We start from the raw sequence: 25,458 nt of genomic DNA, 5'->3' as shown, positions 1-25,458 counted from the left end.
TCTCATTCAGTACACGGAATGAATAGATGCCGCGTACCGGCGGCACCGCCCCCGAAGGAGACGATGAACGTGTTTCTCAAGAACGCTTGGTACGTGGCCTGCACGCCCGATGAAATCGACGGCAAGCCGCTGGGTCGCAAGATCTGCAACGAGTCGATGGTGTTTTACCGCGCGGCGGGCGGCCAGGTCGCCGCGCTCGAGGACTTCTGCCCGCACCGCGGCGCGCCGCTGTCGCTGGGCTTCGTGCGCGACGGCGTGCTCGTGTGCGGCTATCACGGGCTGGAAATGGGCTGCAACGGCAAGGCCGCCGGCATGCCGGGCCAGCGCGTCGGCGGCTTCCCGCCGATTCGCAGCTTTCCGGCGGTCGAGCGCCACGGATTCGTGTGGGTCTGGCCGGGCGACGCGTCCGAAGCCGATCCCGCGAAGCTGCCCGTGCTGGCGTGGGCCGAGGATCCGGCCTGGGCGCACGGCGGCGGCCTGTATCACATCCGGTGCGACTACCGGCTGATGATCGACAACCTGATGGACCTCACGCACGAGACCTACGTGCATGCGAGCAGCATCGGCCAGAAGGAAATCGACGAAGCGCCGCCGAAAACGACCAGCCACGGCGACGAAGTCGTCACGAGCCGCTTCATGGAGAACGTGATGCCGCCGCCGTTCTGGCAGATGGGGTTGCGCGGCAACGGCCTCGCCGACGACGTGCCGGTCGACCGCTGGCAGATCTGCCGCTTCACGCCGCCGAGCAACGTGATGATCGAAGTGGGCGTCGCGCATGCGGGCCACGGCGGCTACGACGCGCCGGCCGACCTGAAGGCGTCGTCGATCGTGGTCGACTTCATCACGCCCGAAACCGACACCTCGATCTGGTACTTCTGGGGCATGGCGCGCAACTTCCGGCCCGACGATCGCGCGCTGACCGCCGAGATCCGCGAAGGCCAGGGCAAGATCTTCGCCGAGGATCTCGAGATGCTCGAGCGCCAGCAGCGCAACCTCGAGCAGTGGCCGGACCGCAAGCTGCTCAAGCTCAACATCGACGCCGGTGGCGTGCTGTCGCGCAAGGTGATTGACCGGCTGCTCGCCGACGAACGCACGGCGAGCCCGCAGCGGCCCGTGATTCCGGTCGCCCCGATCAAGGAGGTGTCATGAGCACGGCGACCTTGACGGTGCGCGTGGCCCGCAAGTGGCAGGAAGCGCGCGACATCTGCGGCTTCGAATTCGTCAGCGACGACGGTTCGCCGCTGCCGCGCTTCGATGCCGGCGCGCATATCGACGTGCATCTGCCCGGCGGCCTCGTGCGCCAGTACTCGCTGTGCAATCACCCGGCGCACGGCGATCGCTATCAGATCGCGGTGCTGCGCGACGCCGAGGGCCGCGGCGGGTCGCGCGCGATTCACGATGACGTCCGGCAAGGCGATACCGTGCGGATCGGCATCCCGCGCAATCAATTCCCGCTCGCGCCCGATGCGCCGCACCACCTGCTGCTCGCGGGCGGAATCGGCGTCACGCCGATCCTCAGCATGGCGGAGCGGCTGTTCTCGTCCGGCACGCCGTTCGACCTGCACTACTGCGCGCGTTCGGCCGATCGCATGGCCTTCGTCGAGCGGATCAACGCAGCCGGGTTTCATGACCGCGCCCGCTTCCACGTCGACGACGGCGACGCCGCGCAACGCTTCGACCTGGCCGCCGTGCTCGCCGCGGCGCCGGAAGGCACGCACCTGTACGTGTGCGGTCCGCGCGGCTTCATGGATGCCGTGCTGAACGCAGCACGCGAGCGCAACTGGGACGAAGCGCGGCTGCACTACGAGTTCTTCGGCGGCGCGGCTGCGACATCCAGCGCGGATCGCGCATTCCAGGTCCGGATCGCGAGCAGCGGCCAGGTGATCGACGTGCCGCCCGCATGCACGGTGATCGCGGCGCTGGCGGCGAACGGCGTCGACGTGCTGACGTCGTGCGAGCAAGGCGTATGCGGCACGTGCGTGACTCGTGTGCTCGCAGGCGAGCCCGATCATCGCGATTCGTATCTGACCGACGAAGAAAAGGCAGCCGGCGATCAGTTCATGCCGTGCTGCTCGCGATCCCGGACCGACCTGCTGGTACTCGATCTGTAAATCGGTAAATCGGCAGCGCTGCAGACGGACCGCCCGACACGCGGCGGCCAACCACAATACTGGAGACGAACCATGGAGCAACATGCCCGACCACCGGTCAACAATCCTAAATTCCCGATCGACCGATGGTGGGTGGCCGCCCTCTCGTCCGAACTGACGGACCAACCCGTCGCGCGCACGCTGCTCGGCCGCCCCGTCGTCCTGTTCCGGCTTCCATCTGGGGAAGTCGGGGCGCTCGAGGATCGCTGCTGCCACAAGTCGTTACCGCTGTCGTGCGGCTCGCTCGAAGCGCGTGGCCTGCGCTGCGGCTATCACGGCCTGCTGTTCGACCGCGGCGGCACCTGCGTGGAGATTCCCGGCCAGGCACGGATTCCGCCGAAAGCGTGCGTGGCGTCGTATCCAGTACAGGAACAGGATGCGATCGTGTGGATCTGGATCGGCGCCGACGCGCATGCTCGACCGACCTGCGCGCCGCCGCGCTACGCGTTCCACGCGGATCCGCACTACCGGTTCGGCGGCGGGCACTACCATTACGACGCGCCGTATCAGCTGATTCACGACAACCTGATGGACCTGAGCCACCTCGGCTACGTCCACCTGAAGACGATCGGCGGCAACGCGCCGCTGCACATGGGTGCGGAAACACGCGTCAGCAGCGACGGCGACACGGTGACCCTGGTTCGCCGGATGCCGGATTCCGACCCGCCGCCGACCTACACGGCCGCCTGGCCGTTCGCGGGCCGCGTCGATCGCTGGCAGGAAATCGAATTCCACGTGTCGCACATCCGGATCTGGACCGGCGCGATGGACGCCGGCACCGGCGACCTGCTCGACCCGGCGCGCGGCGGCTTTCACATGCGCGGCTTCCACGGCATCACGCCCGAGACGCATACCACGACGCACTACTTCTGGACCGTCGCGACCAATCCGCAACACGACATCGAACGCGTCGCGCAAACCGTCATCGAACAATCGGCGGCAACCTTCGACGAGGACAAGGCCGTGATCGAGGCGCAATACCGGAATCAGCTGCGGTTTCCGGACGGCCGGCAGATCGACATTCACGTCGACGCGGGGCCCAATCGCGCGCGGCGCGTGATCGAGCGTTTGCTGCCGCAACCCGAGCCCGCGTAAACCGCACGCCGGCGCACGAATGACGCCAGCCGATCGCGGCGGGCGTTCACCTGTGTTGGCCGTCATCGCACGCATTGGCTTGTGTCCCATTCGCTATTTTCCGACTTCGATTTTGTCCCATTTAATTAGTCATACTACTTTTTATGGAGAGTCTTTGACGTGAGCGCAAATATCCGCAATACGATCGACGAATCACCGATGAGCGCGTTCCAGACGATGGCCATCACGGCCTGCGTCGTGCTGAACATGCTCGACGGCTTCGACGTGCTGGCCATCGCGTTTGCCGCGCCGCATCTGGCGGCCGAATGGAAACTGAGCGGCAAGGAAATCGGCCTGCTGCTGAGTGCCGGTCTGGCCGGCATGGGAATCGGCTCGGTGCTGATCGCGCCGCTGGCCGATCGGGTCGGCCGCCGCCGCATCATCCTGCTGTGCCTCGCCGTGATCGCGACCGGGATGCTCGCCTGCGCGGCCACGCACACCACGCTGCAACTCGCGGCCGCGCGTGCGTACACGGGGCTCGGCATCGGCGGCATGCTGGCGAGCCTGACCGTCATCAGCGGCGAGTACGCGTCGAACAAATGGCGCAGCGCCGCGATCGGCATGCAATCGACCGGCTATGCGATCGGCGCCACCGCCGGCGGCGTCATCGCCGGTTACCTGCTGTCGACGTGGGGATGGCGCAGCGTGTTCGCGTTCGGCGGCATCCTGACCTTGCTGGCGATCCCGATGGTGCTCGCGCTGCTGCCGGAATCGCTCGACTTCCTGCTGGCGCGGCGTCCGGACAACGCGTTGCCGACAATCAACCGCATCCTCGCGAGAATGAAACGCGCGCCGATCGACACGCTGCCGGCCGCGACCGCATACGCCGGCACGGCGGGCCCCGCGTCGAACTGGACAGCCGTGCTGCGCGCGCCGCTCACGCGCCGCACGATCGCGCTGTGGATCGCGTTCTTTCTCGTGATGGGCAGTTTCTATTTCGTCGTGAGCTGGACACCGAAGCTGCTGGTCCAGGCCGGGCTGTCGGCATCGCAGGGCGTGACCGGCGGCGTACTGCTCAATCTCGGCGGCATCGCGGGCGCGTCGCTCTTCAGCCTGCTGTCGACGCGGTTCGGCCTGCGCAACCTGCTGGGTGCGACGTTGCTGCTCGGTGGCGCATTGATGGCCGTGTTCGGCGCGAACACGGGCTCGCTCGGCATCGGGATGACGGTCGGAGTATTGCTCGGCGCCGTGATCAATGCGTGCGTGGCCGGCATGTACGCGCTGTCGCCGACCCCGTATCCCGCCGAGATTCGCACGACCGGCATCGGTCTCGCGGTCGGCATCGGCCGCCTCGGCGCGATCCTGTCGCCGATGACCGTCGGCGCGCTGCTGGACGACGGCTGGTCCGTGTCCCATCTCTATCTCGCGTTCCTCGTGCCGATGGCCGGCGCAGCGATCGCCGTCGCGGTGGCAGGCACGCGTGCCGCGGCACCGCACCGGCAACGCGATCCGGCGCTGTCGTAACGCGCCACCTTCGCAGTCTCGCCGATTTCCGCGGGCATCCCGGACATGTCCGGTTCATCAGAACAATCGATAAGCATATCCATATAGTTTTTGGAGACAACCATGAAAACGAAACTGGGCGTCGCACTCGCGACGACGATGGCGCTGGCCGGACCGGCCTGCGCGCAAAGCAGCGTCACGCTGTACGGGATCATCGATACCGGCGTGTCCTACTACAACAACGCCGCGCATGGCGGATCGTTCACCGGGATGCCGACGCTGACCGGCGAAGTGCCGTCACGCTGGGGGCTGCGCGGCACGGAAGATCTCGGCGGCGGCTACCAGGCCTTCTTCGTGCTCGAAAACGGCTTCCAGCCCGGCACCGGTGCGCTGAACTACGGCGGCCGGTTGTTCGGACGGCAGGCGAATGTCGGCGTGAACAGCCCGTTCGGCGCGCTGACCCTCGGCCGCCAGATGAACATGTCGATGATCGTGCTGACCAATGCCGACGTGATCGGCCCGTCGCTGCATTCGATGGCGGATTTCGACTCCTATCTGCCGAATGCGCGCAGCGACAATGCGATCGGCTACAAGGGCACGTTCCACGGCGTGACGCTCGGCGCCACCTACAGCTTCGGCCGCGACGCGGCCGGGCCGGCAGGGCCGTCGGCGACGGGCTGTGCCGGACAGGTGCCCGGCGACATCGTCGCCTGCCGCCAATACACGGCGATGCTCGCGTATGACGCGAGCCATTTCGGGCTGGCCGCGTCGCACGACGTGATGCGCGGCGGCGGCGGTGCGCTCGCGCCGCTGAACAATCCGGCGTACACCGACACGCGCGACATCGTCGCCGGCTACGTGAAGATCGGCCCCGCGAAACTGGGCGCCGGGTGGATTCGCCGCAACCTCGCGGCGGCCGAGCATCTGCAGGCCGACATCGTGTTCGCGGGCGGTACCTACTATGCGACACCCTACCTCGCGCTCGACCTGCAGGGCGTGCGCTACCTGCAACGCCGCGAAAACAGCGAAGGCACGAACGCCACGCTGCTCGTCGGCCGCGCGAGTTACTTCCTGTCGAAACGGACGACGGTCTATACGTCGGTGGGCTACATGTTCAACAGCACGCTCGCCGCGAACGCGGTCGCCGCCGGCGGGACGGTCGGCACCGGGATGAATCAGCTCGGCGTGATGGCCGGCATCCAGCAGAAGTTCTGAACGCCGGATATCGCACATCGAATCCGGTCAATCGGCGCGCCGGCAATGCGTGAGCGTCACCCCCGGCAGCACCGGCGCGTCGATCCGGCCTTCGTTCACGCAACGCAACGCAGCTGAAGCGAAAATTCGCGGACGCCGTGAACGGCGCGGACGATTCCCGGTCCACATCGGTCCATTACAATTGCAAATGATTCTCATTACATATATCATGTGCATCCTGCCGTAGCGAACCTGTGAAGCGCTGCAGCCCGAGCCTTCATCCTTAGCACTCCATCATTCATCGATTCATGCCATCCCGCCGATCGCCCCGCGCGCGGACCTTGCGTCCGTGGCGCGCGAGCCTGCCTGCCCTGCTCACCCTTTGCGTCGCGAGTGGCGCGCATGCCGATGCCGATCCTGCCGCCGCGGTATCGGCGGCCACGTCCGCGTCCACGCCCGTGCCGCCCGAACGCGAACTGCCGACGATCAGCGTCAGCGCGTCGGCCACCGCCGATCCGACTGTCGGCTACCAGCCGCGCAGCAGCAGCATCGCCGGCGGCGACGATCGCCCGCTCAAGGAGATCCCGCAATCGGTCGCCGTGGTCAGCAGCAGCGTGATGCAGGACCAGCAGGCGCGTTCGCTCGACGACGTGCTCGGCAACATCAGCGGCGTCACGCAGACCAACACGCTCGGCGGCACGCGCGACGCGTTCATCAAACGTGGCTTCGGGTCGAACAACGACGGTTCCGTACTCGTCGACGGCGTGCGCACGCCGGTGCTGCACAGCTATCTCGCGACGATCGACCGCGTCGAGGTGCTGAAAGGCCCGGCTTCACTACTGTACGGGATGCAGGATCCGGGCGGCGTGATCAACCTGGTCACGCGCAAGCCGGAGGACACGTTCGGCGGCTCGGTTTCGGCGTCGCGCACAAGCCACGGCGGCAGCAGCGCGCAGTTCGACCTGACCGGCCCGCTCGGCAAGCCCGGCCAGGTCGCGGGCGGCACGCTCGCGTTCCGCCTCACCGGCGAATACGACACGAGCCGCTACTGGCGCAGCTTCGGCCGCGAGCGCAACGCGCTGATCGCGCCCGCGCTGTCGTGGCACGACGCGAACACGTCGATCGACGTCAGCTACCAGTACGTCGACTACGCGATGCCGTTCGATCGCGGCACCGTGCTCGTGAACGGCCGCCCCGACGACGCGCTGCGCTACCGCCGCTACGAGGAAGCGTGGGCGCAAAGCAGCGGGATCCAGGAAACGCTGCGCGCGCGCGTCGAGCACCGCGTCTCCGACGCGTGGCGTGTGCGCGCGACCTACGGCTGGGGCCGCGACCGTTACGACCAATACATCACCCGCGCCACTGCGTTCAACAGCACGACGGGCGGGATGACGCGCTCGTCCGACGCGAACCTCGGCCGCAACGACTCCGACCAGATCGCGACCCTCGGCCTGCTCGGCAACCTCACACTCGCGGGGATGAACCACGCGCTCTACGTCGGCGGCGAGTACGAACGGCAGCGCAGCTTTCGCGGCGACACGATCCGCGGCACCGCGACCAGGGGCTTCGACCTCTACGATCCCGTCTACGGCCTGCTCGCGCCGGGCGGCACGGTGAACGCGAAGCAGAGCGATTCGCTGTCAAAGGTCCACACGTATTCGATGATCGTGCAGGATTCGGTGAAGCTCACCGACCGGCTCACCGCGGTCGGCGGGCTGCGCTGGGAGGACTGGCAGCAGGAATCGGGGATGGGACGGCCGTTCGCGTTCGCCGACCGCTCGCACGGCAACGTGTGGCTGCCGCAGTTCGGGCTCGCGTATGCGCTCACGCCGTCGCTGACCGCGTATGCGAACGTGAGCCGCTCGTTCAAGCCGAACGTCGCGTCGAATGTCGCTTCGCCGCTCGCGCCGGAATTCGGCCGCGTGCTCGAAGCCGGCCTGAAGTTCAGCCTGAAGCCCGGCATCACCGGCACGCTCGCGGCCTACCAGATCGACAAGCGCAACGTCGCGGTCACGGTCGGCGACCTCACGTCGACGATCGGCACCGCACGCTCGCGCGGGATCGAACTCGACGTCGCCGGGCAACTCACGCGGCACCTGAGCCTGATCGGCAGCTACGCGTACACGAACGCGAACGACCGCGACAGCAACACGCCGCTCGTCAACGTCGCACGCCACACCGGCAGCCTGTTTGCGGTGTACGACACGGCAATCGCGAACCTGCCCGGCCGCTGGCGCTTCGGCGGCGGTGCGCGGCTCGTCGGCGCGCGGCCCGGTGACACCGCGAACAGCTTCACGCTGCCCGGCTACGTGACCGTCGATGCGTTTGCCGCCTACGACACGACGATCGGCAAGTTCCCGATGCGCATTCAACTCAACGTGAAGAACCTGTTCGACAAGACCTACTATCCGTCGAGCAACAGCAACCTGATCGTTGCGGTCGGCGAGCCGCGGCTCGTCACGCTGACGACGACGGTGTCGTTCTGACCACCCTCGCGCGGACGGCCGCGGCGTGGCGCGCGGCTAGTCCGCGGTAGGCGGGCAGACCCGATAGAACACGACACTGCACAACACGAGGAAGCCTGCCAGGATCATCATGCCGGTCCGCAGGCCCGCATAGCCGATGATCATCGCACCCAGGATGCCGGACAGGCTCCCGCACGCGTTGATCAGCGCGAAGCCGGCCGCCGCCGCCGGGCCGGACAGCACGCGCCCCGGCAGCGTCCAGTAGATCGGCATCAGCGACAGGATGCCCGACGTCGCGACGGTCAGCATCACCAGCGCGAGCCAGAAGTTGTCGTGCGCCAGCGTCGCGACGAACAGGCCGATCGCGGCCAGCGCGACGGGCACCACGCCGTGCCGCCGCAGCCGCCCGGACTGCTCCGCGCGCTTCGCGTTCACGTACATGCAGATCGCCGCGACACCGAACGGGATGGCCGTCAGCAGCCCGACGTTCAGGCTGTTCGCGACGCCCGCCTCGTGAAACAGCGTCGGCATCCAGAACGTCAGGCCATAGAACCCGGTGTTGAACAGGATCATCACGACGATCAGCGCGTAGATCTTCGGCGACCGGAATGCATCGGCCACGCGATGCGACTTGAAGGCCGCCTCCGTCACGACATTCGCCTCGATGATCTGCTTCTCGTGCGGCGTCAGCCAGTCCACGTCGGCCGGCCTGTTGCGCAGCAGCATCAGGATGACGACGCCCAGCACCACCGACGGCAGCCCTTCGAGCAGGAACAGCCACTGCCACCCGTGGATGCCCGCCACGCCGCCCATCGTCTCCATGATCGCGCCGGACAGCGGCGCGCCGAACACGACGGCGATCGGCAACGCCATCAGGAACAGCGAGTACATGCCGCTCTGGCGCCGGGCCGGCAGCCACGTGTTGGTGTAGTACATCACGCCCGGGACGAAGCCAGCCTCGCAGACGCCCAGCAGGAATCGCAGCGAATAGAATGCGGCTGCGTTCCTCGAGAAGACCATCAGGATCGACACGATCCCCCAGGTGACCATGATCCGCGCGATCCATGCCCGCGCGCCGACCCGCCGCAGGATCAGGTTGCTCGGGATCTCGAACAGCATGTAGCCCCAGAAGAACACGCTCGCACCGAGCGCGAACGACGCATTCGTCAGGCCGAAATCGGCCGCCATCTGCAATTTCGCGAACCCGATGTTGACGCGGTCCAGGTACGACATGATGAAGCCGAGGAAGAACAGCGGGACGATCCTCAGTATCACTTTCCGGTACAACGCGTCTTCGTTGCGTGCCTCGATGCCTGCGTCCAGCGCAAGCGCGACATCCGCCCTCATGGTCAGTTCTCCCGATGAAAACAACCGTCCTTCCAGCAACAGGGGTGATCCGTCAGTCCGTTCCGGTGCGTCCGCCGTCGTGTCGTCAGCGATGCGGCGACGCCCGCCGCTCCGCGAGCGCGAGCACGTCGGCCCAGATTCCGTCGTCGACGGCGATGCCGTGCTGCCGCTGTTCAATCCGCGTGCGCAGCGCGCTCTGCCCCGGATAGAGCACTTCCTTGCTGTCTTCCGCGAGCTCGGATGTGTTCACGTAGTCTGCCACGCCGTCGGCCACGTGGTTCGTGAAGGCTTCGCCGCCGAGCTTGCGCGGGTCGATCACGATGAAGACCTGCGAGCACCCCGTGCAGCTTCCCTGCTGAATCGCATCGATCCCGTTCGTCGCGAGCCCTTCGGACAGCACCGCCGCCAGCACGTCGAGCATGATCGCGAACCCCGCCCCCTTCCAGTAGCCCATCGGCAAGATCCGCATCGACGCTTCGATCGGGCCGGGCTCGGCGGTCAGCTTCCCGTCGCTGTCGAAGCCGGCGGGAAACGGCATGTTCCTCCCCTTGAGGCGGGTGGCCTGCAGCTTTCCGTACGAGTACTGCGACATCGCCATGTCGAGCACGATATGGCCGCGGTCCCGCGGCACCGCCATCACGAACGGGTTGTTGCCGACGCGCGTGTTCTTCCCGCCCCAGCCGGGCATGCAGGATTCGGTGTTGGTCCAGCAGATCGCGATGTAGCCGCGCTCGGCCGCGTACCAGCCGTAGGTGCCGCCCCGCATCCAGTGGGTCGCGTTGCGCATCGCCACGATGCCGACGCCTTGCGCGTCGGCGATCTCGATGGCCCGTTCGGTCGCGGACAGCGCGTTGAGAATGCCCGGCCCGCGCTGGCCGTCGCAGACCTCGATCGCGCCGAATTGCTTGACACGCGTGCGCGTTGCGTCGAGGTTCACCCACCCCTTGTCGAGATAGTCGACGAAGCGCGCCACGCGATTGATGCCGTGCGAATTGACGCCGTCACAGGTCGATTCGGTATGCACTCTCGCGCAGATTTCGGCGTCGCGTTCGCGCATGCCGGCGTTCACGAGCGCCGCATGGATCGCGCGCTGCATGTCTTCGAAGGGAATCCGGGCCACGATGCATGTCTCCTGATGTTGGATGTCGATGTATCCGATCCCGCCCCTGCCCTCGACGCGGCGCGCGGGATTCGCGCCGCACCGGCTCGCCGGCGGCGAGCGATCGCGTCATGCGGCCGGGGGCGCGCGACACGCCCCGGCCGGCGACACGAGCCGGTATCAGCCGCCCGCGAAATCGAGCAGGATCTTGCAGCTTTCCGCGGGATGGCGCTCCGCCATGTCGAATGCTCGCGCGACGTCGCGAAAGCCCACCTTGTGCGTGACGATGTGCTCGGGCTGGATCAGGCCGCGCGCAATCCAGTCGATCACCTGCGGGAACATCGCGCAGTTCAGCCGCGACGCGGCAAGCGTCAGTTCCTTCTTCGTCAGCTCCGCCTGCACGATCGCCGACGGCTCCGACGAAAATCCGAGCACGCCGATCCGGCCGGCCGGCGCGGCGATTCGCACGGCCTCCTCGAGAATCGACGGATGGCAGACCGCATCGAAGATCAGCGTCGGACCGCCGTCGACGCCGCGCTTTTCCAGCGCGTCGGACAGCGACTCGACGCTCGTGTTGATGATCTCGTCCTCCGCCGCGCCGCACTTGCGCGCGAGCTGCAGCCGCGCGTCGAGCCGGTCGGTGATGAACGCGCGAATGCCGTACACGCGCTTGAGCACCTGCAGGATCGTCAGGCCGACGGTGCCGGCGCCATAGATCAGCGCGACATCGCCCGGCAGCACGCCGGTGCGCGACGTCGCGTTCGCGGCCACCGCGAACGGCTCGACGATCGCCGCGCAGGTATCGGCGATCGCGTCCGGAATCCGGTAGGCATTGCCGGCCGGCACGCACGTGTATTGGCTGAAGCCGCCGTCGCGATGCACGCCGAGCACGGTCAGGTGCCGGCACACGTTGCGCCGGCCGATCGTGCACGCGTGGCAATGCCCGCAGCTGATCACCGGATCGACCGCGACGGTCTCGCCGAGCCGCACAGCGTCGACACCCGCGCCGACCGCTTCGATCGTGCCGACGAATTCATGGCCGATGATGCGCGGGTACGACACGAACGGATTCTTGCCGTGAAAGATGTGCAGGTCCGACCCGCAGATGCCCGCGTAGCGCACCTTCACGCGCACCTCGCCGGCGGCGGGTGCAGGCAACGGTACCTCGCGCACGCTCATGCTGTTCGGACGATCGACAACGACGCTCAACATTTCGGTTCTCTCCTTCGATTCTTCGCCGCTCACCCGTCTCACCAGTTCCACATCGAGCCGTCGCGCAGCCGGGCAACCGGCAGGTACGCGCGCTCGTACGGATATTTCGCGGCAAGTGTCTCGTCGATGTCGACGCCGAGACCCGGCACGTCGTCCATCACGAGATAGCCGTCCTCGAAACGGTAGCTGTGCGGAAACACTTCATCGGTCAGCGGACTGTGCGGCATCAATTCCTGGATGCCGAAGTTCGGTGCCCACAGCCCGAAGTTCACGGCCGCCGCCATGCAGACGGGCGACAGGTCGGTCGCGCCGTGGAAGCCGGTGCGCACCTGGTACATCGCCGCGTAGTCGGCGATGCGCCGCACGTGCGTAATGCCGCCCGCGTGCACGATCGTCGCGCGGATGTAGTCGATCAGCTGGTCGCGGATCAGGTCCTTGCAATCCCAGATCGAGTTGAACACCTCGCCGACCGCGAGCGGCGTCGTCGTGTGCTGGCGGATCAGGCGAAACGCGTCCTGGTTCTCCGCGGGCGTCGCGTCCTCGAGCCAGAACAGCCGATGCGGCTCGAGATCGCGGCCGAGCCGCGCGGCCTCGATCGGCGTGAGGCGGTGATGCGCGTCGTGCAGCAGATGCGGTGCATCGCCGACCGCGTCACGCACCTTGCGGAACAGTTCCGGCGTGTGGCGCAGGTAGAGCGCGGTGTCCCACGGTTCCTCGGGCGGCAACCCCTTCTCGGCGGGCTCGTACGCACCGGCCGTCTTGCCGACGCCGTACACCTTGTCGAGCCCCGGCACGCCCGACTGCACGCGGATCGCGCGGTAGCCTTCCTCGATGTGCGCGCGCACCGCGTCGACCGCTTCTTCGTGATCGCGGCCGTTCGCGTGGCCGTACACCATCAGCCCGTCGCGGCTCTTGCCGCCGAGCAGCTGGTAGACGGGCATCCCCGCGAGCTTGCCCTTGATGTCCCATAGCGCCATGTCGATCGCGGCAATCGCGGTCATCGTCACCGGCCCGCGCCGCCAGTACGCGCCGCGATACAGGTATTGCCAGATGTCCTCGATGTTGCGCGGGTCGCGCCCGACGAGGCACGAGAACACGTGGTCTTCCAGGTATGCGCGCACCGCGAGCTCGCGCCCGTTGAGCGTCGCGTCGCCAAGGCCATAGACGCCTTCGTCGGTCACGATCTTCACCGTCACGAAGTTCCGGCCCGGACACGTGACGATGGTCTGCAAGCATTCGATTTTCACTGCGCTCCTCCAGCGGGCGTTTCAGTCGACAAAGTAATGGGGCGCGCGGCTGCGCACGTCCGGCAGATGCGAGCCGATCCGGTCGACGTGCGACGCGACCGATGCACCGAGCAGCGCCATGTTGCGCGACGCGATGTGCGCGAGGATCTGTTCGTGCTCCTGCAGCGCGCGGCGCGCGTGATCCTCGACACGGTCGAGCAGCAGCCAGCGCACGCGGTCGAACTGGCGCTTCATCGGCTGCAGCATTTCCCACACGTGCGGCCGGCCCGCGAACGCGAACATCCGGCCGTGCATCGCCTCGTCGAGATCGAAGAACGCTTCGACGTCGCCGGCTTCCACCGCCGCGCGCTGCGCGTCGATAATCCGCGACAGCTCCGCGAGCTGCGCCGGCGTGATCTTCTGCGCAAGCTCGACGTGGTTCGCGCATTCGAGCGTGCTGCGCGCGAAGCGCCCTTCCTCGAGAATCGACACCGGAATCGGTGCGACCAGCGTGCCGACCTTTCGGATGATCTGCACGAGCCGCTCGTCGGCGAGCTGCGCGAACGCCTCGCGCACCGGCGTGCGACTGACCTTGATCGTCGTGGAGATCACCGCCTCCGACAGCGCGGTGCGCGGCGGCAGCGCGCCGCGCACGATCGCGTGGCGCAAGAGCGCGTGCACCTGCTCCGTATACGACCGGCTCTCGTCCAGCGAGAACCCCTGCAACGCCGTGACCACGACGTCCGCTTCTTCCAATGCTGCCGTTTCGCTCATGGTTGCGATGAATCCGATTCGATATCGATAACTACCATGGTACATAAGCGGGAAATTTCAGGCGATATAGTGTTTACGCCAATAACTTACCCATGAAACTCGAAATAACCTGCACACATTCCGCAATCTACCATGGTACAAAGTGCCGCCGACCGTCATGCCATCCGCCCCCGATTTCCTGCGCACCGCGCCGCCCGGTACGCGCCGCCCCGGTTATGACCGGCGGGCGGTCCGCACGGGCATCGTCCATCTCGGCCTCGGCGCATTCCATCGCGCGCACCAGGCGCTGCATACGGAAACGGTGCTCGAACAGGGCGACCTGCGCTGGGGGATCGTCGGCGTCGAGCTGCGGAGGCGCCATACCGTCGACCTGCTCGCCGCGCAGGATCACCTGTACACGGTCACCGAGCGCGACGGCCACGGCGCGCGCACGCGCATCGTCGGTGCGGTGCACGGCGCGCTGTTCGCGCCCGAATCGCTGCCCGCGCTGCTCGCGCTGATCGCCGATCCGGCCGTGCCGATCGTCAGCCTGACGGTGACCGAGAAAGGCTATTGCCGCCGCCCCGGCGGCGGGCTCGATGTCGACGATCCCGCGATTCGCCAGGATCTCGCAACGCCCGACGCGCCGCGCACCGCGCTCGGCGTGATCGCGGCCGGCCTGCGGCTGCGGCCGGCGCATGCACCGCTGACCGTGGTCTGCTGCGACAACATGACGTCGAACGGCGACACGCTGCGCGCGCTGCTGATCGACTACGCGGAACGCATCGACGGAGACGGCCCGCTCGCGCGGCGCATCCGCGACGACGTCGCGTTTCCGAACAGCATGGTCGACCGGATCGTGCCGGCGGCAACGCCCGAATCGCTCGACTGGACCCACGCGCATCTCGGCGCACGCGACGCGGCCGCGATCGTCTGCGAGCCGTTCTCGCAATGGGTGATCGAGGATCGCTTCGCCGGCCCGCGCCCGCGCTGGGAAGACGCAGGCGCGCACCTCGTCGCGGACGTGCGGCCCTACGAAACGATGAAGCTGCGGTTGCTGAACGGCTCGCATTCGGCGATCGCGTATGCGGGGCAGTTGCGCGGCCGCGCGACCGTGTCCGATGCGATGGCCGACCCGGTGATCGCGGCGCTCGTCGACGGCGTGATGACGCGCGACCTGCTCGCGACCGTCGACGTGCCGTCCGGTTACGACGCGCACGGCTATTGCGCGACGCTCGTGGAGCGCTTCCACAATCCGACGCTCGCGCATCGCACCGAACAGATCGCGATGGACGGCACGCAGAAGGTGCCGCTGCGCTGGCTGCCGGCACTTCGCGAAAGCGCGGCGGCCGGTATCGAGCGTCCGTATCTGGAACGCGCGCTCGCGCTCTGGCTGCATTACCTCGCCACCGCGCGCGACGAATCGGGCAGCGCGCTCGCGATCAGCGATCCGGGCGCGGGCACGCTCGGCGCGATGCTGTCAACGGCCGGCGATGCGGGCAGCGCGGTACGCGCCGCCCTCGGCAGCACCGTGCTTGCCGGTTCGGCCGCGTGGCCCGACGCCTTGATCGCGCGCGTCGGTGCACATCTGTCGACGCTGCGCGCGGGCGGCACCGATGCGCTGCTTGCGCCGTTGCACGCGCGCTGAACGACCGTTCGTCATGGTTCGCCGCAACCGCGGCGAACCCCGCAATACCCCGCCCGCCGACGCCCATGCCGACGCGCGGCGGGCGATCGACAACACAACACATGACGGCCGGCCCACCGGCCGAAGGAGACAGACATGAAGCAGAAGTCGCAGGCGTGGTTCACGGTATTCCTGCTGTTCCTGGTGTACGGCATCAACTATCTCGACCGCGTCGCGCTGTCGATCGTCGCGCCGATCGTGCAGACCGATCTCGGCATCGACGCCGCGCAGATGGGCCTCGTGTTCAGCACGTTCTTCATCGGCTACGCGCTGTTCAATTTCATCGGCGGGCTCGCGTCCGACCGGCTCGGTCCGAAGCTCGTGTACGTGCTGTCGGTCGGCCTGTGGTCGGTGTTCTGCGGGATGACCGCGCTCACCGTCGGCTTCGTGAGCCTGCTGATCGTGCGGTTGCTGTTCGGCATGGCCGAAGGGCCGCTGTGCTCGGCCGCGAACAAGATGGTCAACAACTGGCTGCCGCGCGATGGCGCCGCGACCGCAATGGGCCTGCTCAGCGCCGGCTCGCCGCTCGGCGGCGCGATCGCCGGGCCGATCGTCGGCCTGCTGGCCGCGCAGTTCGGCTGGCGGCCGGCGTTCTGGATCGTGTGTGCGATCGGGCTCGCGTGGGTCGTCGTGTGGATGATGTCGACGTCGGACCGTCCGGCCACGCCGGTGGGCGACGCACCGGGTGCGCCGGCGGCAACGATCCGCGCAACGCTCGCCTGCGCGTCGACGCCGGCGACCACTGGCACCGCAACGCCGGCCCACACGCTGTCGCATTACGTGCGCCAGCCACGCATCCTCGCGACGGCCGCCGCGTTCTTCAGCTACAACTACGTGCTGTTCTTCTTCCTGAGCTGGTTTCCGAGCTACCTCGTGCGTGCGCACCATCTGAACATCAAGGAGATGAGCGTCGCCACCGTTGTGCCCTGGCTCGTCGGCACGGTCGGCCTCGCGTGCGGCGGCGCGATCTCGGATGCGCTGTACCGGCTCACCGGCAACCTGCTGCTGTCGCGCCGGATCGTGCTCGTCACGTGCCTGCTCGGCGCCGGCGTGTGCGTGGCGATCGCGGGCACCGTGCAGTCGACGCAGGGCGCGGTCGCGCTGATGTCGGTGTCGCTGTTCTTCCTGTACGTGACCGGCGCGATCTACTGGGCGATCGTGCAGGACGTCGTGCATCCGACGCGCGTCGGCGGCGTCAGCGGTTTCCTGCATTGCATGGGCAGCCTGTCGGGTGTGATCGGACCGGCCGTGACCGGCTTCATCGTCGAGCGCAGCGGCTCGTTCGCGTCCGCGTTCGTGCTGGCCGGCGCGATCGCCCTCGCGGGCGCGGTGCTGGCCGGCGTGTTCGTGCGCAACGCGCGACCGTCGGAAGTGCTGCGCGAACGCACCGCGCACTGACCTTCCACGGTTGACGAAGGCCGCGCGGCGCCGCAGCAATCGGCGTCGCGCGGCCTTGTCGTTTGCACCAATCATCGGACCCTCGAATAGCTCCCATCCGATATCGCGATTTCCGGGATCGATCGCACGCCTCTAGACTGGCTACGCGATGGCGACGCAGCGCCGCGGCACGGCGATGCGGCCCGCCCCCACAACAACGATCCGGGAGATTCCGATGTCCGACCGGCATGCGCGCCGCAGCGCGCTCAAGACCCTCGGCCTCGCGGCCGGCTCCGCGCTGCTCGGTGCAGCGCGCGTCGCTCAGGCGGCGACACCCGCAACCGGCACGCTGCTGGCCAGCGGCGCGACGCGGCTCGCCGACCTCACCCGCCGCCTCGCGGCCACGCCGAGACGACGCGACTTCAAGACCGTACCGATGATCGTCGAGCGTCCCGATCAATGGGATCACGCCGCGCTGATGGAAGTGATCGGCTATCGCGGCGGCCCGAAGCAGGTGTGGGACAACACCGAGCTTGGCGGTCCGTGGCTGAACCTGATGCGCAATGCGCTGAACGCGCAGATCTGGGCGTTCGGTCATCCGGACTTCCTCGTCGTATCGGCCACGCACGGCGCCGCGCATCTCGCGCTGTTCGATCAAGCCGCGTGGGACAAATACGGCCTCGCGACATTCGCCGGCGCCGCGTTTACGGCCAACACGCTGCTCGCCGCGAAACCCGCGCAGTCGAACGACGCGAACGACCACGAACTGGCCGACGGCGCGTTCTCGTCGCACGACAACAGCATCGCCGCGCTGCAGCAGCGCGGCGTCGTGTTCCTGTCGTGCCACAACGCGATCTGGGAACTCGCGGAACGGCTCGACGGCGCGAACGCGAACCCGGACAAGCTGCCGCTCGACGCACTCGCCGCCGACCTGACCAATCACGTGGTTCCGTCGGCGATCGTCACGCCGGGCGTGGTCGGCACGCTGCCGGAGCTGCAGCAGGCCGGGTTCAGTTACGCGAAATGAGGCGCGCCATGACTTCGATCCACACACGATTCGCGTGGCGACGCCGGTCGCGCACGGCGCTGCATGCCGCACTCGCCGTGCTCTGCTGCACGTCGGCGCTATCGCTCGCCGCGCCCGCCGACGCGCCAGGCAGCGTCTTTCCGCCGTGGCAGGACGGCCGCAACAACGACGCGTCGCACCGCGGCCTCGAATTCACGGTGCCGCAGGTCGACGTGCTCGCCGATTTCCACGGCGACCTCACCGCGCCGAAGCTCGTGCTGTACGTCGGCGGCAACTACTTCTTCGCGATGGCGCCGCTCGTCGCGACGTTCGAGGAAGCGCATCCCGAATACCGCGGCCGCATCTACTGGGAGACGATCCCGCCCGGCCTGCTCGTGAAGCAGATTCACGCAGGCGGCACGATCACCGTCGGCAACATGACGTGGACGGTCAAGCCCGACGCGTATTTCGCCGGGCTCGGCAAGATCAACGACCTGATCGCCGACGGCACGCTCGACGGCCCCGCCGTGCCGTACGTGACGAACCAGCTGACGATCATGGTGCGCGCCGGCAATCCGAAGCACATCGCGTCGCTGAACGATCTGGCGCGGCCCGACGTCACGCTCGCGATGCCGAACCCGGCGTTCGAAGGCGTCGCGCGGCAGATCCGCGCGTCGCTCGTGAAGGCCGGTGGCGACGCGCTGGCGCGCACCGTCTACGACGACAAGGTGCGCGCCGGCACGACCGAGCTCACGCACATCCACCACCGGGAAACCGCGCTGTTCCTGATGCAGGGTCGCGCGGACGCCGGCGTGCTGTGGCAATCCGAAGCGGCATTCCAGGAACAGGTCGGGCATCCGCTGATGCACATCGAGATTCCGTCCGCGCACAATACGACGGCGATCTATGCGGGTGCGATGGTGAAGCACGCGCCGCATCCGGAAGCCGCGCGCGCGTGGCTGGCGTTCATCCGGTCGCCGGACGCCTTCCGGATTTTCGCGCGCTACGGCTTCGGGCAATACGACGCGACGGCACCGGCGCCGCATCTTGCGCCACCGCAAGACCGTCCCGACGCAGGCTGACCGCGACGTTGCGCACGCCATAGGATGGATAACAAAGGAGGGGACACGTGAACGATTCGGTCGACAACCCGCGACGCCGGTTCGCGCCGCTGCTGCTCGCCGCGGCCGCGCTGCTGGCCGGCCACGCCCGCGCGGACGACATCGCGCCCGGCAAGACGATCGCCACCCAAGGCACGACGACGGGCGTGGCCGCCTGCATCGGCTGCCACGGCGCGCAGGGCGAAGGCAATGCAGCGGCCGGCTTCCCGCGCCTCGCGGGCACGAACGCCGCCTATCTTTCCGCACAGCTCGCCGCGTTCGCGGACGGCAGCCGCCAGAATCCGGTCATGCAGCCGCTCGCGAAACTGCTGTCGCCGCACGAACGCGACGCGGTCTCCGCGTATTTCGCGAGCCTGCCCGCACCGCCAGCGATCGTGGCGTCCGACGCCACGTCGATCGATCCGTCGAACGCCGGCGCGTGGCTCGCGACGCGCGGGCGCTGGTCGCAGGGCCTGCCCGCGTGCGCGCAATGCCATGGCGCGGGCGGCCTCGGCGTGGGCACCGCGTTTCCGCCGCTCGCCGGCCAGCCGGCCGCGTATATCGCGGGCCAGCTGAACGGCTGGAAGCACGGTACGCGCCCGCCCGGCCCGATGTCGCTGATGCCGATGATTGCCGGCAAGCTGTCCGATGCCGATATCGACGCGGTGGCCGCGTACTATGCACGCGGCGGTGCCGCGCACGGAGCACAACCATGATCGACCGCACGAAGCTGATCCGCGTCGCATTGCTCGGGGTGGCCTGGCTGCCCGCGCTCGCGTGCGCGGCCGCGCCGCAGGATGCGCCGGCCGCCGCCTCCGCCCCCGTGGCGGCCACGCTTCCCGCTGCGGCGACGGCGCATCCGTTCACGCCGCCGCCCGAATCCGCGATCCCCGCCGACGATTTCGGCAAGACCGTGAAGCTCGGCGAGCAGATCTTCCTGCACACGCCCGAACTCGCGGGCAAGTACGTCGGCAACAAGCTGACCTGCGCGAGTTGCCACCTCGACGCCGGCCGCCGGCCCGATTCGAGCCCGATGTGGGCCGCGTACCTGCTGTACCCGGCCTACCGCAGCAAGAACGGCCACGTGAACACGTTCGCCGAACGCCTGCAGGGATGCTTCAGGTACAGCATGAACGGCAAGGCGCCGCCGGCCGGCGACCCGATCCTCGTTGCGCTCGAAACCTATTCGTACTGGCTCGCGAAGGGTGCGCCGGTCGGGACGAAGCTGCCCGGCCAGGGTTTCCCGAAACTGCCGCCGCCCGCGCGGAAGGCCGACTACGCGCGCGGCGCCGCCGTCTACACGCAGCACTGCGCGCTGTGTCACGGGGCAAACGGCGACGGGCAATCCAGTGGCGGCAAGCCGGTCTTTCCGGCGCTGTGGGGCGCGCGCTCGTTCAACTGGGGGGCCGGGATGGGCGACATCCGCAACGCGGCCGGGTTCGTGAAGGCCAACATGCCGCTCGGGCTCGGCGGCACGCTGACCGATCAGGAAGCGTGGGACGTCGCGACCTTCATGGACAGCCACGAACGTCCGCAGGACCCGCGCTTCACCGGCTCGGTTCAGGACACCCGCGCGAAATTCCACGACTCGCCCGACTCGATGTACGGGCGCGAGGTGAACGGCCGCCTGCTCGGCGCGCCGTGACACGCGGCCGGTGCGGGCGGCACCCCCGCTCGCTCACGGATGCCAGCGATACACGACGAGGCTCGACCCGTTGTAGTTGTCCTTCGTGATCACGTACTCGCCGGTCGAGCGCAGGTACGCACGGATGCCGTACATCGAGTCGACGTCGTTGCCGACGTCCATCGCCGACGTGTTCGAGTTCGTCAGCGTGGTGACGAGGCTGCCGGTGTTCAGGTCGAACACGTCGACGTTCGGCACCGTGTGCACGTAGCCGACGAACAGGTAGTGGCCGGCCGCCGCCATCGATTTCGGATTCGCGCTCGTCAGGTTGATCGCCACGTTCGGGGTGGTGGTGTTGCCGGCCTTCCAGCCGCGATACACCTCGATGTGGCCGTTCATCGCGGTCCAGTCCCAGCTGCCCGAGATGCCCTGTGCGAGGATCATCGTATCGCTGTCGGCCTGGTAGATGATCCGCGTGAGCGGCAGCACGGTGCGCGGAATCGGGATCTGCACCGGCGCGCTCCATGACGGTTTGCCGTTCGCGTCGAAACCCTTCATCGGATAGTGCGAGATGTTGTTGGTGCGATCGAGCCCGGCCCACACGTCGCCGTTGTCGTCGAGCGCGAAGCCGGCCGTCACCTGCAGGTTCGTGTTGAACGGCTTGCCGGGAATCGAGCCGTCCGGAATCGCGATGTAGCCGCTCGCGCTGTTGAAGTGATAGAGGTTGTAGTTGCCCGGGTTCTGCCCGGTCGCGACGAGCATCCGCGTGCCGTTCACCAGCGCGAGCTGGCCGAAATGCTGGCCGCGCTGGTAATCGTTCATGTCGAGGCGCGGGTCCTTCGGATAGGTGAACGGGTCGATCGTGTTCGCGACGAACGTGCCGCCCGCCGTGCCGGTATACACGTTGTTGCCGCTGTAGAAGAACGCGCCGTCGGTCGCCGGGTCGGGCGCGGCCGCGCCCTCGAAGTTCAGCGCCTGCAGCTTCCATTGCAGCACGCCCGTCGGGCTGTACGAATGCAGGTCCGTGCTGCCGTTGCGCCCGAGATCCCAGCCGCCGCCCCATGCGTTGTTCAGCACGTACAGGTTGCCGGCCGCGTCCTTGCCGATGCCCGCGACGCGCGTGAAGCGCTTGTCGCCGACCAGCCCCTTGATGCCCGACGTCGTGTCGAGATAGCCGCCCTGCACGCCGAACGTGCCGACCTGCGCGGGCTGGCCGGCGAGCGTGTAGACCTTGATGTTCATGTCGGGGCCTTCGTCGCCCACCAGCAACTGCCCGCTCGGCGCATCGAAATAGAGCGACGCCGGCCGCGCGCGCGCCGCCATCTGGATCGTGTTCATCGCGGTGCCGGTCGGGCTGAACTGCGCGACCACGCCCGCGCTCTTGCGCGCCACCCACAGGTTGCCGCCCGCATCGAGCGCGAGCGCGCCGGGCCCCGATACGCCGATGTCGCGCTGCCACACGCCGTCCGTCGTGTAGACGCGCACGCGGTTGCCGTAGAAGTCGCTCGCGTACAGCAGGTTGCCGGTCGTCGCGAGGCCGGTGATCACGTCCGCGTACTGGATGCCCGTCCACGTGCTGACCGGGATGCGCAGGTCGCGCTGGTTCGTGCTGCGGTTGTAGCGGCCGACCGACCCGCTGCCGAACGTGCGGTTGTAGCCGAGCGCGACGAACAGCGCGTTCGCGTTGCCGGTGATCGCGCCGCCCTGGAATTCGTCGTGAATGCCGATCGTGCCGAGCGTCTGGCCGTTCTGGTAGATCGCGACGCCGCCCGCGTTCTCGTCCCAGCGCGACGCCGTGTAGATCACGCCTTCGGGCGCGACCCACAGCGAGCGCGCGCCGTTGCCGACGTGCGTGGCCAGCGTGCCGAACGTGTTCGCGAGCCAGTCCGTCGTGTATTGCACTTGTGCGTGACTGACCGGCGCCAGCATTGCCATGCACATTCCCAGCAATACCACACGAAATTGTTTCGATAACATGAATGATGCTCCCGGACGATCGTTTCTCGACACTGTAATTCGCCGTGCATGAAATATTGGTGATTTCTGCAAAAAAACGGCACATTTCCACTGCGAATTACGCATTACGTTTTTTACCGCGCCCAGCTGCTTGAGCGGCGCCGAACCATTCCGGAGATCGCACTGTTCTCCACGCCAGACAATGCTTTCGCGGCCCTTCTTGTTCGGCACTTTCTTCCGGATCTCCAATGCGGGCGCGTCATTTTTTCTGATTTGCGCGCATCGAATTTCCATTACCGGCAAATCGGATCGATGATTACAAATCGAAATTAAAATGAAAGAGAAAAAATATTGACTGGCGCATGCCGCATTGCACGGCTGAATACGCAGGGCGCGCGCCGCATTGCGGGGAAAAATATTGAACAAGTGCAATAACGCGATGCACGGCGCAATGCCGTGGCCAATGCGGATGGCGATAACGGAGATGTGCCGTGCACGGGGCGACGGGCGATGCGCCCGGCGGTGAACGGAGCAGTCCGCGCGCCGCCGGAGCGAATCAGCCCGCGTTGTCGAGTATCGGGCCGTCCCAGCCGTCGAGATACTTGGGCAGCGCATCGACGACGTCGATCACGCGTTGCCGGTAAAACAGATGCATCGCCGGCCGCAAGTCGTCCGGCAGTTGTCCGCCATGGGCGCGCGCGGTCAGGCTGTTCGGCACGACGCGCATGCCGAACCGGTTCGTGCCGCACACGATCTCGCCGCACGCCGCGCACCACGTGCGTGCCATCGACTTCGACGGATGCGGGAACGTCGCGTCGCTACCCGACACGGACACCTGCTCCGGCGGCCACGCGGTCGCGGACAGCATCGACGTGCCGTAGAAATCGCGGCACGTCGCGCAATGACAATTCGCGCGCGCCGCCGGTTCGCCGCTCAGCGTGACGGTGACGGCGCCGCACAGGCAGCTCGCGGAATGCGTTCGGGGCATGTCTCCTCCTGAAAAAAAGGACGCGACAGTATAGGTGGAGGGCCGCGCACGCGACGTCAGGACGTCAGAACTTCTGGCGCAGGCCGACGCTGAAGATCGCCTGCGAACGCGAGTCGGACGAGTGGCCGTTCGCCTTGTCCGACACCGACGCGGTCGCGGCCACCGGCCGGCCGAGTGCGTCGAGCGTCGTGCCGGAGGCATGCTGGTATGCGCCGAGCAGGTACACGCTGGTGCGCTTCGACACGTCGTAGACCGCGCCGAGCGTGACGTTGTGATACTGCGCACGGTTGTCGATGCCGTCGACGTCGCTGCCGCGCGTGTAGCTGTAGCCGGCGAACAGCTGCGTCTGCGGCCGCACGTTCCAGCGGGTGAACACGCCCGCGACGTTGAAGGTCGCGTGGCCGCTGAACAGCGATTGCGCGCCGCTGCGATACTGCACGTTGCTGTAGTCCACGCCGACCACGACCGGGCCGAAGTCGTACGTCGCGCCGGTCGCGATCACCTGCTGCGACTGCGCGCTCGCATAGCCTTCGTTGATCGACGAGTTGAACAGGCCGTCGTCGGTGCTTTGCCACTTGGCCGTCGTCGGATCGGTCGCCCCCGTCTTGCTGTTGTCCGAGCGCTCGTAACCGACGCCCACGCGCAGCGGCCCCGCCGCGTATGCCGCGCCGACGCTCCACGTGTTGCGCTGCTTCATGCTGCCCGGCTGGCTGCCGAAGCCGTACAGCGCGCCGAACGTGACGCCCGAGTAGTTGGCGCTCGTGTACTTGATCGAACTGTCGACGCGTGCGGTCTGGTCGAGATCGTCGATGTCGCCCGGGTGCGCGCCGAAGCCGCCGATGAACGACGACGGGCCGACCGGGCTCACGAAGTCGTCGAGCGACGTGTACTGGCGGCCGAGCGTGATCGTGCCGTAGCGTTCGCTGCCGACCCCGACGAACGCCTGGCGGCCGAACTGGCGGCCTCCCTGGCCCGACGTGCCGTTGGTGATGTCGAAGCCGTTCTCGAGCACGAACAGCGCGCGCATCCCGCCGCCGAGATCTTCGGAACCCTTGATGCCCCAGCGACTGCCGGTCAGGTTGCCGGTGGTCAGGGCGACGTTCGAATGCCCGGTGTAGGCGCCCGGCGAGCCGACCCGTTCGTTGCTGCGATAGGTCACACCCGCGTCGACGACGCCATACAGCGTGACGGAGCTTTGCGCGCAGGCGATGCCCGCGAGCGAGAGCAGCAGCGGTGCTGCGATCAGTTGCTTGTTCATGGTTGTTAGCGTCTCCGGGCGGTCAGCCCGTTGTTCTAGGCGAGTAACGCGTGCGGCCGGCGAGAACCGACGGCATGCGCGGCCGACGACGTCCACACGCGGGGACGCGCGCATGCGATACGCGCGCGACGTCGCGGCGGGCATGCCCGCTGCGGCCCGCCATGGTAGATGGAACCGGTTCCGGTCGATAGCGCAATAATGAAAACAGCTCGTTGCGGAAATCGAGATAGTTAGCCGCGCGGCGGGCCGGCCTGTACAGCGCGGGGCGGCGCGCCCGACAGTGCGCGGCGCGACGGGCGATTTCGCGATGCATGCGTGTCTCGCGACCGACTGCCCTCCTGACCGACCAACGCCCGACACGCGTGTCCGCCCGCCGTCGACGCGATTGGACGACCCGCGCCGAATTCGCGACAATCGCCGTTCCCCGCCTCGACTTCCT

20 protein-coding genes are annotated in these 25,458 nt (G+C 67.5%); 12 read left to right on the top strand and 8 right to left on the bottom strand.

The annotated features are described in order from the left end of the window. The first annotated feature begins 69 nt into the window (after positions 1-69). From ACTJKF_RS27630 to ACTJKF_RS27605, 6 genes are all read left to right on the top strand, one after another. Positions 70-1,149 (top strand): aromatic ring-hydroxylating dioxygenase subunit alpha, encoded by a 1,080-nt coding sequence (locus tag ACTJKF_RS27630; RefSeq protein WP_440627896.1) that lies wholly within the window; start codon positions 70-72, stop codon positions 1,147-1,149. Further along, a complete protein-coding gene (locus tag ACTJKF_RS27625; RefSeq protein WP_440627874.1) occupies positions 1,146-2,111 on the top strand; it encodes a PDR/VanB family oxidoreductase in 966 nt (321 codons plus the stop codon). The genes ACTJKF_RS27630 and ACTJKF_RS27625 overlap by 4 nt, the downstream gene beginning before the upstream one ends. Before the next feature lie 72 nt (positions 2,112-2,183). Continuing rightward, a complete protein-coding gene (locus tag ACTJKF_RS27620) occupies positions 2,184-3,245 on the top strand; it encodes a Rieske 2Fe-2S domain-containing protein (protein ID WP_440627872.1) in 1,062 nt (353 codons plus the stop codon). Positions 3,246-3,404: 159 nt separating this feature from the next. Further along, positions 3,405-4,748 carry an MFS transporter gene (locus ACTJKF_RS27615; RefSeq protein ID WP_440627870.1) on the top strand — a complete coding sequence of 448 codons (1,344 nt, stop codon included), beginning with the start codon at positions 3,405-3,407 and terminating at the stop codon, positions 4,746-4,748. Positions 4,749-4,850: 102 nt separating this feature from the next. Next, a complete protein-coding gene (locus ACTJKF_RS27610; protein WP_440627869.1) occupies positions 4,851-5,942 on the top strand; it encodes a porin in 1,092 nt (363 codons plus the stop codon). A gap of 287 nt (positions 5,943-6,229) precedes the next feature. Then, positions 6,230-8,407: a TonB-dependent siderophore receptor gene (locus tag ACTJKF_RS27605; protein ID WP_440627867.1), complete on the top strand. Its 2,178-nt coding sequence runs from the start codon at positions 6,230-6,232 to the stop codon at positions 8,405-8,407. 36 nt (positions 8,408-8,443) lie between these two features. Here ACTJKF_RS27605 and ACTJKF_RS27600 read toward each other — a convergent pair whose 3' ends face one another. From ACTJKF_RS27600 to ACTJKF_RS27580, 5 genes are all read right to left on the bottom strand, one after another. After that, entirely contained in the window at positions 8,444-9,733 is a 1,290-nt protein-coding gene (locus ACTJKF_RS27600; RefSeq protein ID WP_440627866.1) for an MFS transporter, read from the bottom strand. Between the two features lie 85 nt (positions 9,734-9,818). After that, positions 9,819-10,853: a 3-dehydro-L-gulonate 2-dehydrogenase gene (yiaK, locus tag ACTJKF_RS27595; protein ID WP_440627864.1), complete on the bottom strand. Its 1,035-nt coding sequence runs from the start codon at positions 10,851-10,853 to the stop codon at positions 9,819-9,821. Positions 10,854-11,012: 159 nt separating this feature from the next. Further along, entirely contained in the window at positions 11,013-12,044 is a 1,032-nt protein-coding gene (locus ACTJKF_RS27590) for a Zn-dependent oxidoreductase (protein ID WP_440627862.1), read from the bottom strand. 38 nt (positions 12,045-12,082) lie between these two features. Next, positions 12,083-13,291: a D-mannonate dehydratase ManD gene (gene manD / locus ACTJKF_RS27585; RefSeq protein ID WP_440627860.1), complete on the bottom strand. Its 1,209-nt coding sequence runs from the start codon at positions 13,289-13,291 to the stop codon at positions 12,083-12,085. Between the two features lie 21 nt (positions 13,292-13,312). After that, positions 13,313-14,044, bottom strand: coding sequence for a GntR family transcriptional regulator (locus ACTJKF_RS27580; RefSeq protein ID WP_440627858.1), 732 nt, complete (start codon positions 14,042-14,044; stop codon positions 13,313-13,315). Positions 14,045-14,201: 157 nt separating this feature from the next. Between ACTJKF_RS27580 and ACTJKF_RS27575 the strand changes: the two genes are divergently transcribed. The 6 genes from ACTJKF_RS27575 (at position 14,202) to ACTJKF_RS27550 (ending at position 20,838) form a co-directional block, all read left to right on the top strand. Beyond that, positions 14,202-15,671, top strand: a complete 1,470-nt coding sequence (locus ACTJKF_RS27575; protein ID WP_440627856.1) for a mannitol dehydrogenase family protein — start codon at positions 14,202-14,204, stop codon at positions 15,669-15,671. A gap of 135 nt (positions 15,672-15,806) precedes the next feature. Then, the gene (locus ACTJKF_RS27570; RefSeq protein ID WP_440627854.1) at positions 15,807-17,108 is read left to right on the top strand and encodes an MFS transporter; all 1,302 of its coding nucleotides are present in this window, start codon (positions 15,807-15,809) and stop codon (positions 17,106-17,108) included. Positions 17,109-17,322: 214 nt separating this feature from the next. Next, complete coding sequence (tetH, locus tag ACTJKF_RS27565; RefSeq protein WP_440627853.1) at positions 17,323-18,114, top strand: thiosulfate dehydrogenase; 792 nt, start codon at positions 17,323-17,325, stop codon at positions 18,112-18,114. Between the two features lie 8 nt (positions 18,115-18,122). Further along, complete coding sequence (locus ACTJKF_RS27560) at positions 18,123-19,175, top strand: molybdate ABC transporter substrate-binding protein (RefSeq protein ID WP_440627851.1); 1,053 nt, start codon at positions 18,123-18,125, stop codon at positions 19,173-19,175. Positions 19,176-19,222: 47 nt separating this feature from the next. Beyond that, the gene (locus tag ACTJKF_RS27555; protein WP_440627849.1) at positions 19,223-19,909 is read left to right on the top strand and encodes a c-type cytochrome; all 687 of its coding nucleotides are present in this window, start codon (positions 19,223-19,225) and stop codon (positions 19,907-19,909) included. Further along, positions 19,906-20,838 (top strand): c-type cytochrome, encoded by a 933-nt coding sequence (locus tag ACTJKF_RS27550; protein WP_440627847.1) that lies wholly within the window; start codon positions 19,906-19,908, stop codon positions 20,836-20,838. Before ACTJKF_RS27555 ends, ACTJKF_RS27550 begins: the two co-directional genes overlap by 4 nt. A gap of 33 nt (positions 20,839-20,871) precedes the next feature. Here the strand turns inward: ACTJKF_RS27550 and ACTJKF_RS27545 are convergent, their stop codons facing one another. The 3 genes from ACTJKF_RS27545 to ACTJKF_RS27535 form a co-directional block, all read right to left on the bottom strand. Then, the gene (locus ACTJKF_RS27545) at positions 20,872-22,794 is read right to left on the bottom strand and encodes an SMP-30/gluconolactonase/LRE family protein (protein WP_440627846.1); all 1,923 of its coding nucleotides are present in this window, start codon (positions 22,792-22,794) and stop codon (positions 20,872-20,874) included. Between the two features lie 535 nt (positions 22,795-23,329). Further along, positions 23,330-23,761: a GFA family protein gene (locus tag ACTJKF_RS27540; protein WP_440627844.1), complete on the bottom strand. Its 432-nt coding sequence runs from the start codon at positions 23,759-23,761 to the stop codon at positions 23,330-23,332. A 64-nt stretch (positions 23,762-23,825) separates the two neighbouring features. Then, on the bottom strand, positions 23,826-25,019 hold the full coding sequence (locus tag ACTJKF_RS27535; protein ID WP_440627843.1) for a porin: 1,194 nt from the start codon (positions 25,017-25,019) through the stop codon (positions 23,826-23,828). Between the last annotated feature and the right edge of the window lie 439 nt (positions 25,020-25,458).

The organism is Burkholderia sp. 22313, from assembly GCF_052045245.1.
In the GTDB taxonomy this organism is placed as follows: domain Bacteria; phylum Pseudomonadota; class Gammaproteobacteria; order Burkholderiales; family Burkholderiaceae; genus Burkholderia.
This window is presented reverse-complemented; position numbering and strand designations above follow the sequence as displayed.